18 protein-coding genes are annotated in these 17720 nt (G+C 41.3%); 1 reads left to right on the top strand and 17 read right to left on the bottom strand.

Going from position 1 to position 17720, the window contains the following annotated elements; translation table 11 throughout:
* Nucleotides 1–16: 16 nt before the first annotated feature.
* The 4 genes from epsC to queF form a co-directional block, all read right to left on the bottom strand.
* The gene (epsC, locus tag QZ334_RS03335; protein ID WP_005387517.1) at nt 17–625 is read right to left on the bottom strand and encodes a serine O-acetyltransferase EpsC; all 609 of its coding nucleotides are present in this window, start codon (nt 623–625) and stop codon (nt 17–19) included.
* A 100-nt stretch (nt 626–725) separates the two neighbouring features.
* The gene (cysK, locus tag QZ334_RS03330; protein WP_024066061.1) at nt 726–1640 is read right to left on the bottom strand and encodes a cysteine synthase A; all 915 of its coding nucleotides are present in this window, start codon (nt 1638–1640) and stop codon (nt 726–728) included.
* Nucleotides 1641–1853: 213 nt separating this feature from the next.
* The gene (locus tag QZ334_RS03325; RefSeq protein ID WP_024066477.1) at nt 1854–2666 is read right to left on the bottom strand and encodes a hypothetical protein; all 813 of its coding nucleotides are present in this window, start codon (nt 2664–2666) and stop codon (nt 1854–1856) included.
* 49 nt (nt 2667–2715) lie between these two features.
* Nucleotides 2716–3213: a preQ(1) synthase gene (gene queF / locus QZ334_RS03320; protein ID WP_005387511.1), complete on the bottom strand. Its 498-nt coding sequence runs from the start codon at nt 3211–3213 to the stop codon at nt 2716–2718.
* Between the two features lie 300 nt (nt 3214–3513).
* On the opposite strand from queF, the gene QZ334_RS03315 reads away from it, so the two are divergent.
* Entirely contained in the window at nt 3514–4260 is a 747-nt protein-coding gene (locus QZ334_RS03315; RefSeq protein ID WP_285365342.1) for a copper amine oxidase N-terminal domain-containing protein, read from the top strand.
* Nucleotides 4261–4398: 138 nt separating this feature from the next.
* Here QZ334_RS03315 and QZ334_RS03310 read toward each other — a convergent pair whose 3' ends face one another.
* From QZ334_RS03310 to hisG, 13 genes are all read right to left on the bottom strand, one after another.
* Nucleotides 4399–4794: a hypothetical protein gene (locus QZ334_RS03310; protein WP_005387504.1), complete on the bottom strand. Its 396-nt coding sequence runs from the start codon at nt 4792–4794 to the stop codon at nt 4399–4401.
* A 119-nt stretch (nt 4795–4913) separates the two neighbouring features.
* Nucleotides 4914–6527, bottom strand: a complete 1614-nt coding sequence (locus QZ334_RS03305) for a membrane biogenesis protein AsmA (protein WP_295231891.1) — start codon at nt 6525–6527, stop codon at nt 4914–4916.
* A gap of 204 nt (nt 6528–6731) precedes the next feature.
* The gene (locus tag QZ334_RS03300; RefSeq protein WP_081442687.1) at nt 6732–8564 is read right to left on the bottom strand and encodes a carbon starvation protein A; all 1833 of its coding nucleotides are present in this window, start codon (nt 8562–8564) and stop codon (nt 6732–6734) included.
* A gap of 247 nt (nt 8565–8811) precedes the next feature.
* Nucleotides 8812–9582, bottom strand: a complete 771-nt coding sequence (gene hisF / locus QZ334_RS03295) for an imidazole glycerol phosphate synthase subunit HisF (RefSeq protein WP_295213000.1) — start codon at nt 9580–9582, stop codon at nt 8812–8814.
* A 12-nt stretch (nt 9583–9594) separates the two neighbouring features.
* Complete coding sequence (hisH, locus tag QZ334_RS03290) at nt 9595–10221, bottom strand: imidazole glycerol phosphate synthase subunit HisH (protein ID WP_295231888.1); 627 nt, start codon at nt 10219–10221, stop codon at nt 9595–9597.
* Between the two features lie 200 nt (nt 10222–10421).
* On the bottom strand, nt 10422–11498 hold the full coding sequence (hisC, locus tag QZ334_RS03285; protein WP_295231885.1) for a histidinol-phosphate transaminase: 1077 nt from the start codon (nt 11496–11498) through the stop codon (nt 10422–10424).
* Nucleotides 11499–11535: 37 nt separating this feature from the next.
* A complete protein-coding gene (hisE, locus tag QZ334_RS03280) occupies nt 11536–11862 on the bottom strand; it encodes a phosphoribosyl-ATP diphosphatase (RefSeq protein ID WP_005387497.1) in 327 nt (108 codons plus the stop codon).
* 2 nt (nt 11863–11864) lie between these two features.
* Nucleotides 11865–12182 carry a phosphoribosyl-AMP cyclohydrolase gene (hisI, locus tag QZ334_RS03275; protein ID WP_285365350.1) on the bottom strand — a complete coding sequence of 106 codons (318 nt, stop codon included), beginning with the start codon at nt 12180–12182 and terminating at the stop codon, nt 11865–11867.
* A gap of 113 nt (nt 12183–12295) precedes the next feature.
* Nucleotides 12296–13054, bottom strand: coding sequence for an imidazole glycerol phosphate synthase subunit HisF (gene hisF, locus QZ334_RS03270; RefSeq protein WP_295231880.1), 759 nt, complete (start codon nt 13052–13054; stop codon nt 12296–12298).
* A 27-nt stretch (nt 13055–13081) separates the two neighbouring features.
* Nucleotides 13082–13801: a 1-(5-phosphoribosyl)-5-[(5-phosphoribosylamino)methylideneamino]imidazole-4-carboxamide isomerase gene (gene hisA / locus QZ334_RS03265; protein ID WP_295231877.1), complete on the bottom strand. Its 720-nt coding sequence runs from the start codon at nt 13799–13801 to the stop codon at nt 13082–13084.
* Between the two features lie 26 nt (nt 13802–13827).
* Complete coding sequence (hisB, locus tag QZ334_RS03260; protein ID WP_227283422.1) at nt 13828–14418, bottom strand: imidazoleglycerol-phosphate dehydratase HisB; 591 nt, start codon at nt 14416–14418, stop codon at nt 13828–13830.
* A gap of 107 nt (nt 14419–14525) precedes the next feature.
* A complete protein-coding gene (gene hisD / locus QZ334_RS03255) occupies nt 14526–15803 on the bottom strand; it encodes a histidinol dehydrogenase (protein WP_295231874.1) in 1278 nt (425 codons plus the stop codon).
* 49 nt (nt 15804–15852) lie between these two features.
* A complete protein-coding gene (gene hisG / locus QZ334_RS03250) occupies nt 15853–17454 on the bottom strand; it encodes an ATP phosphoribosyltransferase (RefSeq protein WP_295231871.1) in 1602 nt (533 codons plus the stop codon).
* Nucleotides 17455–17720 lie beyond the last annotated feature (266 nt).

The raw sequence follows: 17720 nt of genomic DNA, 5'->3' as shown, positions 1-17720 counted from the left end.
GTTTTATTACACTATATTAAATATAGTATTCTATGTAATCATCAGGAATTTTCTTTTCCTCTGCCTGGCCATTATTAGTACGACGAGGTTTACGGACATACATATTTTCTGGATCTGTTTCAAAGATAACCATATCTTTAGGGATATCGTGTTTAATAACGAGATTACAACCGATTTTGGTACGAGCCCCAATCGTAATATCGCCTAAGATTTTCGTACCTGTACCGATGAGTACTTCATCTTCGATGGTCGGATGGCGTTTTACCTTTTTAGAGGACATGCCACCTAACGTCACTTGGTGGAACAAGGTCACATTATCCCCTACGATTGCCGTTTCACCGATAACGACACCCATGCCATGGTCGATAAATAAACCACGACCGATGGTAGCACCTGGATGGATTTCAATGCCGGTTACGTGACGAGAATGAAGTGCTACGCGACGAGCCAAGGTTGGCCATCCCGCCTTATAGAGGCGATGCGCAAAGAAATGCCAGAACAAGGCTGTAATATGCGGGTATGTCCAAATGACCATCCACACATTTGTTGCTGCCGGGTCAGAATCCATTACACGTTTAATATTATATTGAATTTTGCCCCATAATTCGCGTAAACCTTGTATCATAGCGACTCCATCTCAAACAACTCTACTCATATAATATATAGTATACAACATATGTGGTATGTATTCCTATACATAAGATGCTTTATCTATGCGAAATCCGTTACTTTACATATTCATTATTGGCAAAGTCCAAAAGGGATAAATATTTTTCTACCCCATCTGGCGCAATCACCACAATATTCGCCTTTGGCTCTTCACGAGCAATACGCTTTGCCGCAACGATAGCCGCCCCTGAGGAAAGGCCAATAGAAACACCACTTTCACGCATAAAGGTTTGCACTTCACTGAAAGCCTCTTCATCGCTTACGGTTTGTACACCGTCCATCAAGCTTTGATCAAAGTTTTCAGGAATAAAGCCTGCCCCAATGCCTTGAATTTTGTGAGGGCCGCCCTTGCCTTCCGTAATGGCTGGAGAACCTGTTGGCTCTACGGCGATGGCTTTCAAGTTAGGATTATGTTCTTTCAAACGTTTTGCAACGCCTGTGAAAGTGCCGCCAGTACCGATACCAGCTATGAATACATCTACATTTGGCACTTGCTCTACGATTTCAGCACCAGTTGTACGATAATGCATATCTGGGTTTGCAGGGTTTACGAATTGGCCCAATGTGAAAGCATTTGGATATTTATCTAAAATTTCATTAGCTCGTTCAAGAGCACCTCTCATACCCGTTTCTTTCGGTGTTAAGATGAGCTGCGCACCATAGGCCTTAATGAGCTCACGGCGTTCTTTACTCATGCTTTCAGGCATAATAATTACAGTTTTAATATGCAAGATGGCGCCCACCATGGCAAGAGCAATGCCTGTATTACCGCTTGTAGCCTCTACGATAATGCTATCTTCGTGAAGGCGTCCTTTTTCTTTAGCATCTTGCAACATGCCAAGTACTGCACGGTCTTTCACAGAACCGCCTACATTATATTTTTCAAGTTTTACATAGATATTGGTATTTGGTAATTGATATACCGGAGTTTTACCAATCAATTTAGTTGTTTGATTTGTGACTATGCTCATCTGATCCTCCTTTTGGCGATAGATGATAAAAATCGTCCTCAGGAACATCCCAAGGACGATATGATTTCCACCTTGTTATTCTCTATACACTGGATATAACCATTTGTGTATTCTCATAAATACACTCATACTCTATCACCTGCATCTATGCATTGTCAAGAGAATGAGAACCGCTTTTAAAACCCTAAAAATATAGGAAATAACTAGGTTTATTTATAAATTTGTCAGTGTATCTACCACCACACCCCAGGTAACAGGCACCATAATGATAGCTAACGCAAGCCCAATAAAGATGACGGCCCCTAGTATAACGGTAAGCCGTGGAATGATGGCTATTACAGTGCTATTTGCTAGGTTATAAGCCTTGTCTATATCATAGTGCAGTGCTACATAGCCCCATAGGAAGCCTGCTATCAAATATGTCGCTACATAAGGGTCCAGTATGATATGCGTTGATGTCATCAATTCAACATGCATTAAACGATTGATGACTGGTGAAAGCAACACATTAGTGAGTATAGCTATAAACTTGAACCATATAAGACATATAATATAAGACCACATAGTTCTCATGGTCATCCGCAACATATAAAGCAGACCAACCATACCTGAACCCAACGTGCCCTTTGTATGCACCATGTACCGTTCCATCCAAGACGGTTGGTCTTTGCCTTGATGTAGTTGGTCATAGTGAAATGATAAATTTCTTTCACCATGCGCCAAATCGACGAGGCCTAACGCTTGTAACAACACCAGAGCAAAAACGACAACAACGCCTATTTGGAAGCTTTCACTAAAGAATAGAGCCATCGGGTCAAATGTTAGCTCACTCAAAGACGATAAATTACCATAAACATCATAAAATGCAGCATATATGCCATTTGTTATGAGTACATCCACGATAAATAGGGTCAATATAAAGATAAGATACCCATTCCACCGAGTCCATCTGCTGAGATGTGACAACTGCGTATGCTCCCCTACGATTATGGATGCAGGGTGAATAGACAAGATCACACCGATCATAAAAAACATTATGAACGATGTGCCCATTGTTATATATTCATATACCATATTAACGGTATGCTACGCGCTCAGGCTGCATGTCGTGAAAATGAAGGCGTTCTTTTGCCGTTTTTTCCCACTCTGTACCAGGCTTGCCATAGTTTGCATATGGATCGATGGACAAACCACCGCGTGGCGTAAACTTACCCCATACCTCGATGTACTTTGGATCCATCAACTTGATGAGGTCTTTCATGATGATATTGATGCAATCTTCGTGAAAGTCCCCATGGTTACGGAAACTAAATAGGTACAATTTCAAAGACTTGGACTCAACCATTTTCTTATCTGGTACATAAGAGATATAGATTGTGGCAAAGTCAGGTTGACCTGTCATAGGACACAAGCTAGTGAACTCAGGACAATTAAACTTAACGAAGTAATCATTGTCAGGGTGCTTGTTATCAAACGCCTCTAACACCTGTGGTGCATAATCAGTTGGGTAATCGGTCTTGTGACCTAACATCGTTACCCCTTGTAACTCTTTTTCAGATCTGCCGGATGCCATAAGGAACCTCTTTCTATATCTTCTAGAACTCTATAATTAAATATATTGAATAATTCATATAATACTTAATTATAGCATATAAAAGCATATACTACTTATAGAGATAAACGATTTCAGACTATAGTTAAATGACCAGTCCATCCTATATTCCTAAATAAACTATCCTATCCTCATACTCTAGTTCAATTACATTATGCTCACATATAGATTGTATAAAATTAAAATTTATAATAAAATATTCATATACATTTGGTAATGTTAGTTTATTCAGAACGATATAATACCTTATGGAGGTCACTTATGAAATTAAAACAGCTTATTTTATCTAGCATCGCTGTAGGTGCATTAGCTTTCACATTTGGCACGGCACAACCTGCACAAGCGGCTATTGGCATGGAGAATCCAGGTCCAGCTATGAACCTTGAAAAACCGGCATCTGTTACAACTGCTCATCATATCAATGTAGATGGTAAAGTGGTTGAACCTATCAACGGTCAACAAAATGTAATCTATGTAGATGGTCAGCCACTCGTAGCATTACGCCAAGTATCTGAAGCATTGGGCTATAAAGTGGCATGGGATGAGCCTACTAAAACAGCATTAGTGGACATGAACATTGCTACACTAGCAATCCAACCAGATTCTGCAGAAGTTGTACGTCATGGTAAATTAAAAATCATCAATCTTGATACTTCCGAATCCTTCTTACCTGCAGCTCGCAAGGTAGATGGTACTATCTTTGTAAAACCTCAAGTATTCAAATTATTATTGAACGATGTAAAAATTACAAAGGACGAAATCTTCATCGCCCCTCAACGCGCACAATTAGCGTCTACTACAAATACAGAGGTAACTCACAAGAATGAACTCAACACATTCTTGCCACCATCTCAAAATGATGTAAAGAAAAAAGAAGATCCAAAGGCTACAGAAAAACCTCTTATTAAAATTAAGAAATCCTTAGCTAAAGATACTGTAACTACAGACGAACAAACTCAATCTACAAATGCATCTGAATACCAACGTGCTAACGGATTAGATCGATAAGCCAAACTAAGAGATTGTTAAACAAGTTCTCAACGCATCAAAAATTTATACAAATAAAAAGGTCCCATACGGGACCTTTTTATTATATATAACGTATATAGTTATTCAAAATTAGTTTTACTAAATTTGATGGCTATATTATCTGCCAAAACCATAACGGTTAAGTGCTGTATTACCATTACCATATATAGCCATGATCTTCGCCATGAAATAGTCAGCTACTGCTAGAGAGTATGCTGCAATATCATTGTAATCAGAGTATTTTGGTGCAACATTAGTCACAGTAATGTTTTCAATAGTAGTACTAGCTTTAGGAGTAGTCAATTTATTTGTAGTAGGCGCAGGATCTGTAACAGTTACTGTAGAACCCATGGCTGGATTAACATAACCTGTTGGAGTAGATACTGGTGGACGTTGGGAATCAGTATATTTGTAGCCATAAGAAGCGTCTGCTTGTTGTGGTGCTACTGTAACAGCGCCAAAAGCAAGTACAGCTGCGGCCAAAACGATAGAGAATTGTTTTGATGCTTTCATAAAAAACCTCCAAATAACACAAAAGTATTTTATCAAAAATTATGATAACGTAGATTTATTATAAACTATCTAAATAAACGCACAATGAAAGAGGGTTAATATCATTTATCTTTCATTTATCACTTTATTTTGATACCTTTGAAAGCATCTTTCACCTCATCCATTTGGCGTTTTACATCACCAACAGATTCTTTTACATCATCGGGAACCTTGATGTTATCTATACCTTTAGCTGACTCAGAGGCACGTTTACTATTTTCACCAGCTTGCTTCATCCCCGCTTTAATCCGGTCCATATTCTCATCGATCTCATCGAAGGATTCGTCGTAGAGGATAAAATTACTACCCCCATGAGATGTAATGTTGAGCGACCCCATGGTGAGCTGCCCATTATCGATACGCAACGCATCTGTAGAAATGGTCGTAATATTTGTATTGACTGTCACATCACTAAATGATAAATGGCGCCCCTTATTGTGAAAGTTTCCTGTAATATTTTTAATTGGAATGAGCATATAATGGCCTCCACCAGACCAGAAATTCCCCCATACCTCCATATCACGAGGCTTACCTTCGCTTTTAAAATTCAAATTAGCCGATACAGGAACGACGAACTCAGGTGTTTTAAGGGCCTCACTACTATCTAAATCCTTGGCTACACCTGTAATTGTATAGGCTCTTGTATCTAGATTATATACCCCTTTTGCCTCTAATTTGCCACTATACACATTAGCATTAACATTTTCAAAATTTAAAATGCCATCTTGGTACGTTACATCACCCACGACGTTTTCAAAGGTAAGCGCAGGAATACGTAAAATAGGCATCGTTACACGCCCTTTAGCCAACGGCCGATTAAAATCACCAGTTACCTTTGTCAACAAGGTCATCGCATCGTGAATATTATCACCAAAACCAAGTGATGATGGGTCTACACCTTTCACATCAAACTGTAAATCTAACTGAGGCATGCGATGCTTTAACACATCCTTTAAATCAACGCGACCTTTTAGTGTCATTCCATCACCAATAGCGGTTCCACCAAACTTACCGGTTTCCATATCAATGCGAATAGCGCGCTTACTATCAAGATGGATTTTAGCCTCTACATTCTTCATCACATAGTGACGATTTTTCTGAAAGATTTCTAGCTGATTATTTCTAAGTGTAATGGTAAGGTCCAAATGTTGACCTTCCCAATTAAAATTACGAACCTTTTTAGCCAATTCCTCTTGCCGATCTTGCGTCGTCTTTTTAGGCGGCTTAGGTCGCGGCTCCACCTCATCAAGAGGCTTATTCACATCAGGTGAGGCAGGCACGAAGTCGAGCCGGTTGTTATCATCTAAATCGACTACAATGGTCGCATCATTTAGCTCGATTCCGTTTATGGCAGAAGCCTTAAAGTTACGAGTGACTACGTCCCACATATTAACGCGTATCTTACCACTGGGAACGGTGAGCAATTCACGACCTTCAGGGTCCTTCCACACCAAATCGGTAAAGGATAATGTCCCCCACGGCGTTGCAGTTAAACTCTCTACGGTTACAGAACCACGCATCATCGTTTGTCGCGCCATAACCTCGTTGAAGATAACACCCATCCCACGACTCGCTATTGTAGCCAATACAAAGAAAATAATCGCTCCAATGGCAAGAAAAGCAGCAATGCCTTTTAGGCCTTTCTTATACAATTGTTTATATTTTGTCCAATAGGAACGTATGTAATATTTCATAGCATTATTATATCATGATGCATTTATATTTTTATTTTAATGGGGCCCCAAAACATATCGGCCTGAATATTGAAAGGAGTGTCCCATTAAAATAAAATAGCTCCACTAATCTTTAAAAATAATAAGGCTATAAAGCATTATCTAGAAAAAAGAAATAGAAAAGACGAGGTTAAACCTCGTCTTTTCTATTTAATCTTTAAGATGTTATGCTTTTGCTTGTTTACCGTATTTTACAAGGCTTTCAGCTTCAATTTCTTCTTGAGTGCGATAGTCTTGAGGAATGTCAGACAAACGAATCCAGCTGCGAACTGCTTCTACTAATACGATAAGGATCATGAGGAACATGGCAGCACTGAATGCTACTAGGATCCATTTACCAGCTGGGATATAGCTGTTAAATACGTTTTCAAAGTCTGCAGCAATAGCAACGATAGCCATTAGGATACATGGAATACCTGTAACCCATGCATAGCGTTTGCGGCCAAGTCGCATAATAACTGTAGTACTTACAGCCAATGTCATAGTACCTAATAATTGGTTAGATACGCCGAATAGAGGCCAAATAATACCGATGTTACCTTGTAGAACTAGGTAGCCCCACAAGATACAAATTAAAGCTGCACAACCATATACGCCAGGAGCCCAATGTTGGTCGTTGAATTTAGGATGGAAATGACCTAATAATTCTTGAAGTAAGTAACGACCTACGCGAGTACCAGCATCGATCAAAGTCATGATGAACAAGGCTTCGAACATGATACAGAAGTGATACCAGTAACCCATCAAGTGATCCATGTTAGGCAATCTGGAGAAGATATGAGCCATACCTACTGCTAAGGATACGGCGCCACCAGGACGGTGCATCAAGTCTTCACCAACCATTGCGGACAACGCTGGCAATTCATGAACTTGAAGTCCTAACGCTTTGAAGGATTCTACTGTGGAGTTAATAGCAAAGTAATCGTCTGGATGCAATGCAGTCGCTGCGATCAACGCCATCATAGCGATGAAGCCTTCTGTTAACATTGCGCCATAACCGATAGGTAAGATTTCTCTTTCATTAGTAAGCATTTTAGGTGTTGTACCAGTTGCAATAACAGTATGGAAACCAGATAACGCACCACATGCAATAGTAATGAAGATGTAAGGGAATACAGAACCTTTCAATACAGGACCGCCACCCCAGATATAAGGAGTAACAGCTGGCATTTGGATTTCAGGCATTACGATGATAATACCGAGAGCCAAGGCGCCAATTGTACCGATTTTAAGGTATGTAGACAAATAATCACGAGGAGCGAGCAATAACCATACTGGCAATGCTGCTGCAAAGAAACCATACACGGCAAGCATAATTTCAATAGTTTGCAAGTCGTATGTGAACCAAGAAGCATATTCGCTAGCTGCGATGTTAGGACCGTAGATAATGCCTACGAAGATTAACGCTACACCAATGATAGTAGCCTCTTGGATTTTACCAGGACGCAACCATTTCAAATAAATACCAATGAAAATTGCAATTGGAATTGTAGCAAATACGGAGAAGAACCCCCATGGGGAGTTATGCAATGCGTTAGCTACTACTACAGCCATACCCGCAAGGGTGATAATCAACAAGAACAATGTAGCAAGCATCGCACCGAAACCAGCTAATTTACTGATTTCTTCGCGCGCAATATCCGCGATTGACTTACCGTCATAGCGAACTGAAGCGAATAAAATAACCATATCATGTACAGCACCAGCCAATACAGAACCGATTAGGATCCATAAGGCACCAGGCAAATACCCGAACTGGGCTGCAATAACAGGACCTACGAGAGGGCCTGCACCTGCAATGGCTGCAAAGTGATGACCAAAGGTTACCCATTTGTTAGTTGGCACGTAATCGTGACCATCGTTGTGAACCATAGCCGGCGTCGGACGATATTGGTCCAAGGTCAACACCTTAGCCGCTATGAAAGCCCCATAAAAGCGGTACGCTAAAATTAGAATACACGCGGAGGCTATAACTAAGTAAATACCATTCATAACCATATAAACACCTCCAATTGTCTTGTGTGACATGGTGTTATATAAAAATATCTGATAAATCTTTTGCACATCCATGCCACATTGGCTCTCTAAACTTTTAGTACTTACAATAATTATTGTATATCTAAACATAAAAGTGTCAATTATCGATTTCTCATTTTGAATGCACATTATGAGTTAAAAGCATAATTAAAAAGCATTCTCCGTTAATAAGAGAATGCTTTTAGCGTTTTATTTTGATAGTAATTATCTATTGTCTTACCACGATGCCTGCTGCGTGAAGTGCTTTTTTAATATCTTTTATTGTTAATACTTTATTATGTAGCAAGGCACTAGCGAGGGCTCCAGTTACATTTGTTTTTGTAAATAAATCCACAAAATGCTGTATATTCCCAGCTCCGCCAAAGGCTGTTACAGGCACATCTACAACCTCTGCCAAGGCTTGATATAATTCGATATCAAAGCCGAGACCTGTACCGTGTCTATCGATACTCGTTACCAATAACTCACCTGCACCACGGTCAACCGCTTCTTTCGCCCATTCTAAAGCATTTTTGCATTGTGCCCCCGGATCATTGGATGTGCCATGTCCATAAGCATACCACATTTTTTCAAAAGGATTATATTTTACGTCTAGGCACACAACGATGCCTTGATTGCCAAACTTCTTTGCCCCTTCTGTGATAAGGGATGGATTAGATAGTGCCGCCGTATTGACAGAAACCTTATCGGCACCAGCTTTCATAAGCTGCGTCATATCCTCCACAGAAGTAATTCCACCACCTACAGTTAACGGCATGAATACCTTATCCGATGCATTAAGCACTATATCAGTAAAGGTTTTACGGCCTTCTGTTGTAGCCGTTATATCTAATAATACAAGTTCGTCCGCCCCTTGTATCTCATAACGTTCCGCACATTCAACAGGATCGCCGGCATCAACCATATCTCGGAATTGCACACCATTCTGGACACGACCATTTGCCACACTGAGGCAAGGAATAATACGTTTCGCTAACATAGAATGACCCTCCTATTGTTTCGCCGCTGCATAGGCTTCCGTAATATTGCCAAATGCACGCAATAGATTTAAACCTACTACACCACTTTTTTCAGGATGGAATTGCATTCCATACACCCTACCGCGCTCCACAACGCCAGGTACATCGATGCCATAATTTGCAGTGGATGTAATAAATTCAGGGTCTGTATCTACATAATAGGAATGAACGAAATAGGTATATTGATTGTCTACATTGCTGAAAGCACTGTCTGGATGGTGCACTGTATTTTTGTTCCACCCCATGTGAGGTACACTGAGGCCAAGGTCACGAGGGATTTCTTTTACCTTGCCTGGAATAAGTCCTAAGCCTGGTGTTGGCCCATATTCTTCGGACTCTTCAAATAATAGCTGCATCCCCAAGCAAATACCTAATAATGGTATTTCTCGTTTCACCACTTCATGAATGACATCGACGAGACCACGCTCTTTAAGAATGGCTACTGCCGACGCATAGGCGCCTACACCTGGCAAGAGAACACCATCGGCATTTAGTATAACCTCAGGATCTGCTGTTAGCACCGCATCAAGTCCGATGTAGGCCAACGCTTTCTGGACATTAAATGTATTGCCCGCATCATAATCTATAATGGCAATCATAATATACTCCTTTCAACAGCCTTAATGAGCCCCAGTCATTACTAGGGCTCGTCGTTCACGTCGTTTTCGTTATATATATTCTCTAAACAGGATACAAACTCCTGCCATTCAATTGGGTAAAAGCTAAACTCCATTCTATAGAATGAAAGTTGATATCATAAGGCGCGAATTATTAGTATATATGATATATCCCATATTGATTAATTCATGAATTGTTTTAATATACCGTGCATAACAGCTCCATCTTGAGCCATTGGAATGGTAAGTCTCAACCAACCTTCCCGTTGCCCACGGCGCACTTGATAACCTTCTTTTAACCATGCATCGGCTAAGCCTTCCGCATCAGATACGGAAAAGAAAATAAAGTTCGCTTCACTCTTGTAGTAGTGAATACCTAATTCATCAAACAAGCTCTCCCATTTAGCCCGCTCTTCTGCATTTTGAGATATCGTTCTTGTTAAGAATGCTTGATCATCAAAGGCTGCTTCTGCTGCTACTTGGGATAAAGTATTAAGATTATATGGCAAGCGGATAGTTTGCATATAGTTCGCAAGCTCTAAAGGCGTCATCATATAGCCTACACGGTAATTAGCAAGGCCATACGCCTTAGAGAAGGTACGCATAATAGCTACATTTGGGAACTCATCTAGTAATGCACGTGCTGTAGGAACATCTACGGATGTAACGAAGTCAATATAGGCCTCATCGATAATAACTAGTGTGTCTTTTGGTACTTTTGCAATAAAGTTACGGATATCTTCAACAGTCTCATAGGTACCTGTAGGGTTATTAGGATTACAAATCCATACGAGGCGTGTTGTGTCATCTACAGCTTTTAACAGTGCGGCGAAATCATAGTGACCTGTTTCAAAATCAGCTTGGACCTCGCGAATTTCAGCACCCTCAACGAGACCATTTAAAGCATACTCGGAGAAAGCTGGCACGCTTACCACGATGGAGTCACCAGCGCTGATCAATGTTTTATTGACCATGGCAATAACCTCATCAAGGCCTACACCGATAACGAGTTGCTCTGGTTGTACCTTCCAATACGCAGCCAATTTCATACGCAAGTCGGTAGCATTACCATCAGGATAATAGTTAGCATCATTATATGTGACATAGCTAAGGATAGCCTCACGCACTAATGGAGATGTACCATATGGGTTTTCATTTGCTGACAAGCGCACTAAACGGTCTACCCCAAGACGTTCCTTTACCGCTGCAGCAGGCTCCTCTGGTATATAGGGTTTCAATGTGCGAATTATCTCTTTCATAGGCTATCCTTTCTAACTATTTTCTTAATGAAGTATATTATAAATTCGTAATCTCTGGGCGATCTGTAGTCTTGCTCACTACCCCTTCACGGCTCGCAAGTTCTGCCTCAATGGCTTCGTAAGGAATATTTTTCTCTGCTAATAATACGAGCAAGTGATACAACACATCTGCTGTTTCGTAAATCAACTCTTGAGGATCTTCGTTCTTTGCAGCGATGACAACCTCTGTAGCCTCTTCACCTACCTTTTTCAAGATTTTGTCGAGACCTTTATCAAATAAATAATTCGTATAAGAACCTTCCTTAGGTTGCGCTTTGCGGTTCTTAATAATTTCGTATAATTCGTTCAATGTTTGTTGTGCCATAACTAACTCCAATCTACATCGTTAAAGAAACAGCTTGTACGCCCAGTGTGACACGCAGGGCCTTCTGGCTTAACTTGAATGAGCAATGTATCTCCGTCGCAATCGAGGGCCATACTCACCACATGCTGCACATTGCCACTCGTGCCGCCCTTGTGCCATAGTTCTTGGCGAGAACGAGACCAAAACCACGTTTCCTTTGTTTCTAGGGTTTTGTGAAAGCTTTCTTCGTTCATCCACGCCACCATGAGCACGTCTTTTGTGTCTGCGTCTTGCACAACCGTTGGCAATAAGCCATTTCCTTTTTCAAAATCCGGTTTCATATAGTAATCCTTTAATACAAGTAATCTTTTCAAAATTCAATGTTTTGTTTAGTACCTTTACCATAGTGGAGGCATTTAAGCCGTTTACCATACTCTAATTATGTAAATTACTTTTATCGTACGGTAATTCCTCGAGCTCGTAATTCGTTTTTAAGATCAGGAATTTTAATTTCTCCAAAGTGGAAGATAGATGCAGCTAGTGCACCAGTAACGCCAGTTTGCTCGAAGAGGTCTATAAAATCTTGAACCTTGCCGGCTCCGCCAGATGCGATAATAGGTACATCTACAAAGGCTTCAATGGCCTTATATAGTTCGATATCAAAGCCAGATTTAGTGCCGTCCTTATCCATGCTCGTTACAAGCAATTCCCCTGCTCCACGAGAGACAGCTTCCTTAGCCCAATCGAGGGCTTTCCATTCGGTGCGCTTACGACCACCATGCGTATAAGCGTACCATTCGCCAGTCTCTTCGTCTGTTTTTACATCGATAGCCACTACCATACATTGGTTACCAAACTTTTGAGCTCCTTCTGTGATGAGTTCAGGATTTGCAAGAGCTGCCGAATTCAAAGATACCTTGTCGGCGCCAGCTTTCAACAAAGCCGTCATATCCTCAATGCTCTTGATACCACCACCAACGGTGAGCGGCATAAATACCTGGGAAGAAATCTCTTGCACCACGTCGCGCATGGTGGTCCGTGTATCAACGGTAGCCGTAATATCTAAGAATACTAATTCGTCAGCCTGTTGCTGTTCATAGGAGGCCGCAATATCTACGGGACTACCTACATCTACGAGATTAACAAAGTTAACCCCTTTTTTAACGCGCCCATCATCCACATCAAGGCACGGAATGATTCGTTTCGCTAACATAATTCTACTCCCCACTAAGTGTTCAAGTTACCGTTGATTGTACCCGGCAATTTCCTCTAATGTAATCGTTCCTTCATACAAAGCCTTACCAACGATGCTATCCATAACGTCTTTGGCTTCAAGGGATTTAATATCTTCTAAATTACGAACGCCACCAGACGCAACAATGCGCGCTGTAGGGAATTCTTTTTGCAAATTACCAAGCAAGTCCTCGTTAGCGCCTTGCATGGTACCATCGCGGTCCACATCGGTAACGATGAAGTACTTTGCGCCGCCTTCAACCATAGCACCGATTAAATTGGTCATAGGCACATCGGATTGATCGAGCCAACCTTCAGCAGCGACCTTACCATTTTTGCCGTCTACACCGATGACGATGCGCTCTGCACCATATTCAGCAATCACTTGTTTGGTAAGCTCTGGATTTTTGAGTGCTACGGAGCCTAAGATAACGCGGTCTACACCTAAACCTAAATAGAGGTCAACAGCCGCTTTATCTCGAATGCCTCCACCGATTTCAAGAATACCTGTGAAAGCTTCACGCACTGCTTTTACAATGTCTACGTTAACAGGTTTGCCCGCCTTAGCACCGTCTAAATCGACGAGGTGTAGCGCCCCAACCTTAGCATTTTCATATTGTTTTGCTTGGTCTACTGGATCAGGATTGATCACCGTTTCCTGTGCAAAGTCACCTTTATAGAGGCGAACGCTGCGACCATCTTGTAAATCTATAGCTGGAAAAATCATAGGTTCTCCTTTATTCAATGACTATATTAAATAACGCCCTTTGTAGAATTTACCCCTTGAATATCTGGGTTAATCGTAACCGCCTTGCGCAAAGCACGGCCTGTAGCCTTAAACATGCTTTCAATGATGTGGTGTGTATTGCGACCATATAGATTGCGGACATGTAAATTCATAGCAGCGCTCATAGCAAGGGCTTGGAAGAAATCCTCTACTAGCTCTGTTTCAAAGTTTCCACCTAGAACAGGAGTGCTCCATTCACCTTGGAATACGAGGTATGGACGGCCGCTCAAATCGATTACAACTTGTGTTAAAGCTTCATCCATAGGAACCCACGCATCACCGTAACGCTCAATGCCAGCCTTATCGCCAAGGGCTTTCACCAAGGCTTGACCTAATGCCAATCCGATGTCCTCCACAGTGTGGTGAGCATCTACATAGGTATCGCCCTTTGCCTCTACTACAAGACCAAAACGTCCGTGTTTCGCAAGCAGTGTCAACATGTGGTCAAAAAAGCCAATGCCTGTGGAGATGGAGCTCGTTTGCGCCCCATCAAGGGTAAGTTCTACTTTAATATCTGTTTCTTGAGTGGTGCGTTGCACCGTACCTGTCCGTATCATAACGACCTCTATACCTCAAATCTATTTTATAATCTAGTATTCAATCTATATTTTAAATATGTATATAAATATAGATGCCAACTCTATTTTCTAATATTCTTTATAAGCTATTTTTCAAAACGTACTTCGATGGCGCGAGCATGTGCTTCAAGGCCTTCTGTACGAGCTAATGTAGTAATGTGTGTTACCACTTCTTCTAATCGTTCTTTTGTAAATTGTGTAAAGGATGTGCGTTTTACGAAATCATATACACCAAGTGGAGATGAGAAGCGTGCTGTACCACTAGTAGGCAACACGTGATTTGTACCGCCTACGTAGTCTCCCAATGGCTCAGATGCATAGGCACCAAGGAATACGGAGCCCGCATTTTGAACGAGACTCATGTAACCCATTGGGTCTGGCAATTGGATTTCCAAATGCTCTGGCGCTACTTCGTTCATGACCGTAAACATGTCTTCAACGCTATCCATAACAGCAATATAACTGTTATTTTCAATAGCTGGACGCGCGATGCTTTCACGAGGCAATAATTTTAATTGACGTTCTACCTCATCAGACACGGTATTAGCTAAGCTTTCATTAGTAGTAACCATAATAGCGCGCGCACGAGGATCATGTTCCGCTTGGGACAAAAGATCTGCTGCAAGGTGTACTGGATTAGCACTATCGTCAGCAATAACGCCAATTTCACTTGGGCCCGCAATCATGTCGATATCAACTTGACCGAATACTTGGCGTTTTGCAGTGGCTACGTAAATATTGCCAGGGCCTACGATTTTATCAACCTTTGGAATGCTTTCCGTACCATATGCTAGAGCCGCTACACCTTGAGCACCACCAACTTGGTATACCGCATCAACACCAGCAAGTTTTGCAGCACCTAACACAGCAGAATTGATGCCATCCTTTTGAGGAGGTGTAACCATAACGATTTCCTTAACACCTGCAATTTTAGCTGGCAACGCAGTCATGATAATAGTAGAAGGATAGGCTGCTGTACCGCCAGGAACATAAAGGCCAACGCGAGCCAATGGAATGACCTTTTGACCGCGGATGATGCCCGGTGTATCCATGTCTACAAAGCCTTGTTCAATTTCACGGCTGTGAAACTCAGTAATATTAGCCTTTGCCTTTAATAAAGCAGCTTTCAAATCATCAGATAAGGACTCATAAGCAGCGTCGATTTCCTCTTGAGGCACCTTGAAGTCCTCAATGGATACACCATCAAATTTTTCAGAGTATGCCTTTAAAGCCGCATCACCATTGGTGCGCACATCGTCGATGATATCGTACACGCGGCGTTCAATTTTCATATCTGTAGTTTGTTGAGTGTAATTTCGCACGATACCAAGCATCGTATCTAATGATTCCTTATAAATTTTCATGTCTTATCCTTCTTCCTATCTATGCTATTCGCACTATTAGTTCTATCTCTTATTTATTAATTGCCTCTGAAAGCTGGTCTATAAGTTTAAAAATGGTATTTCTCTTTTGTTTTAACGCTAATGGATTAGCTACTAAGCGAGTAGAAATCTTTTGCAACCAGTCGAAGATTTCTAAGTTGTTTTCCCGTAAGGTTGTGCCAGTTTCTGTAATATCTACGATGGCATCAGCAAGTCCTACTAACGGAGCCAACTCAACGGAGCCTTCAATTTTGATGATTTCCACGTCTTGAGCTCCAAAGTACTGTTTTGTAATGGTTGGGTATTTTGTACCGATACGTTGGCGGCGGCCTTCTTTAGGATCATAGCCTGCCAAAGAGGCTAAGATAAATTGGCATTTACCAGTTTGTAAATCTAGCATTTCATAGCTTGTATCGTCTTGTTCGTCTAGTACATCACTACCAACGATACCAAGGTCTACAACGCCATTCTTTAAATATGTCGTTACATCTGGGCCTTTAGCAAGGATAACCTCAATAGCATCGCCCAACGGAATGATGAGCTTACGCGCCTTGTTGCGCAATGGCTCACAATCTACGCCACAGGACTCCAAGAGAGGAATGAAATCTTTCTCTACGCGACCCTTTGTCAAAGCGATACGCAATTTACCATTATCTTGATTGTTGCTTTCACCATTCAAGGTCACATCAGTCAACACGTCGATGTTGAAAGCCATACCAACCGCAGGCATCGGCGTACCATCAAAGCTAGATAGCAAGCCGTCATAACGACCGCCGCTAACAATGTATTGAGACACACCATCCACATAGCCTCTAAAGGTGAGGCCTGTGTAATAGGATTGAAGCGGCTCTGTAGACACATCAATGCGAACCTGTTGGCCTGTTTGAGCCACTTGGTTCGCCATATCTACGAGATTATCTAAAATACGTTGCGCCGCTGCAGGCAAGATGATTTGATTAAGCTCATCCTTAATATCTCGGACCGTGCCGAACAAGCGTGGCCATACAGTCAAGAATGGATATAACGCACTATTTTTAAAGTCGGAAATCAACTCGTTATAACGTGGCAAGTATTTAGTAAACAAAGCATCGAGGAGCTCAGATTTTTCTTCATCACTAAGACCAAGAGCATCAGTAATAGCGCGAGAGAAACGAGCATCCCCAATTTCTAATAGCAAATTATTACCAAGCTGCGTTTCGTTTACCTCTTTGATAATGGCAAAACACTCTTGCTCGGCTTCAATGCCTTCATAACCGACCATCTCAATGCCGCCTTGCGTTACTTGGTTCACATCTCCGCGGTGCTTTTTATTTTTCATGAACACATCGCCTAAGTAATAGAACGTGCGAGGCAATTCAATATTGGTAGTCGCCAAGAAACGACCGATTGGCATAGTCAAATCAGGACGAATTACGACAGACTCATCAGAACTATCCATGAACTCGTACATATGCTGACCGCGCCCCATTGCATAGCCATTAAATACATCCTTGTACTCCACAAGAGGTGTAGAGATCTTTGTGTATTGGCGGCTACGACATAGACCGAGCACATATTGGCTCACATCATCCTTGCGCTCCGCTACGGCCCCTATATCATCACGGAACCCCGTAGGTAATTGCTGCTGTACCATCGTAAACATCCTTTCTATTATTTGATCTATATCATTTCTCATGCCGGTTAAAGCTATATTCGTTACTAACAACGCAAATTCCGTGGTAACTCAACTCATATAGCTATTCAATTTATTATGAGAAAAATTTTACCTATATCGATACTTTTCTATTTTACCACTTTAACTAGTTAAAGTATGAAATTATAATATAACGGTTCTATAGAATTGTCAATAGAACCGTTATGATTTCACGTTATTAATATAAAGATAATCCACTTATAGAT

This window comes from Veillonella sp., from assembly GCF_019414865.1.
Lineage (GTDB): Bacteria > Bacillota > Negativicutes > Veillonellales > Veillonellaceae > Veillonella.
Note: the sequence above shows the minus strand (reverse complement) of the source record. Positions and strands in the feature narration are given on the sequence as shown.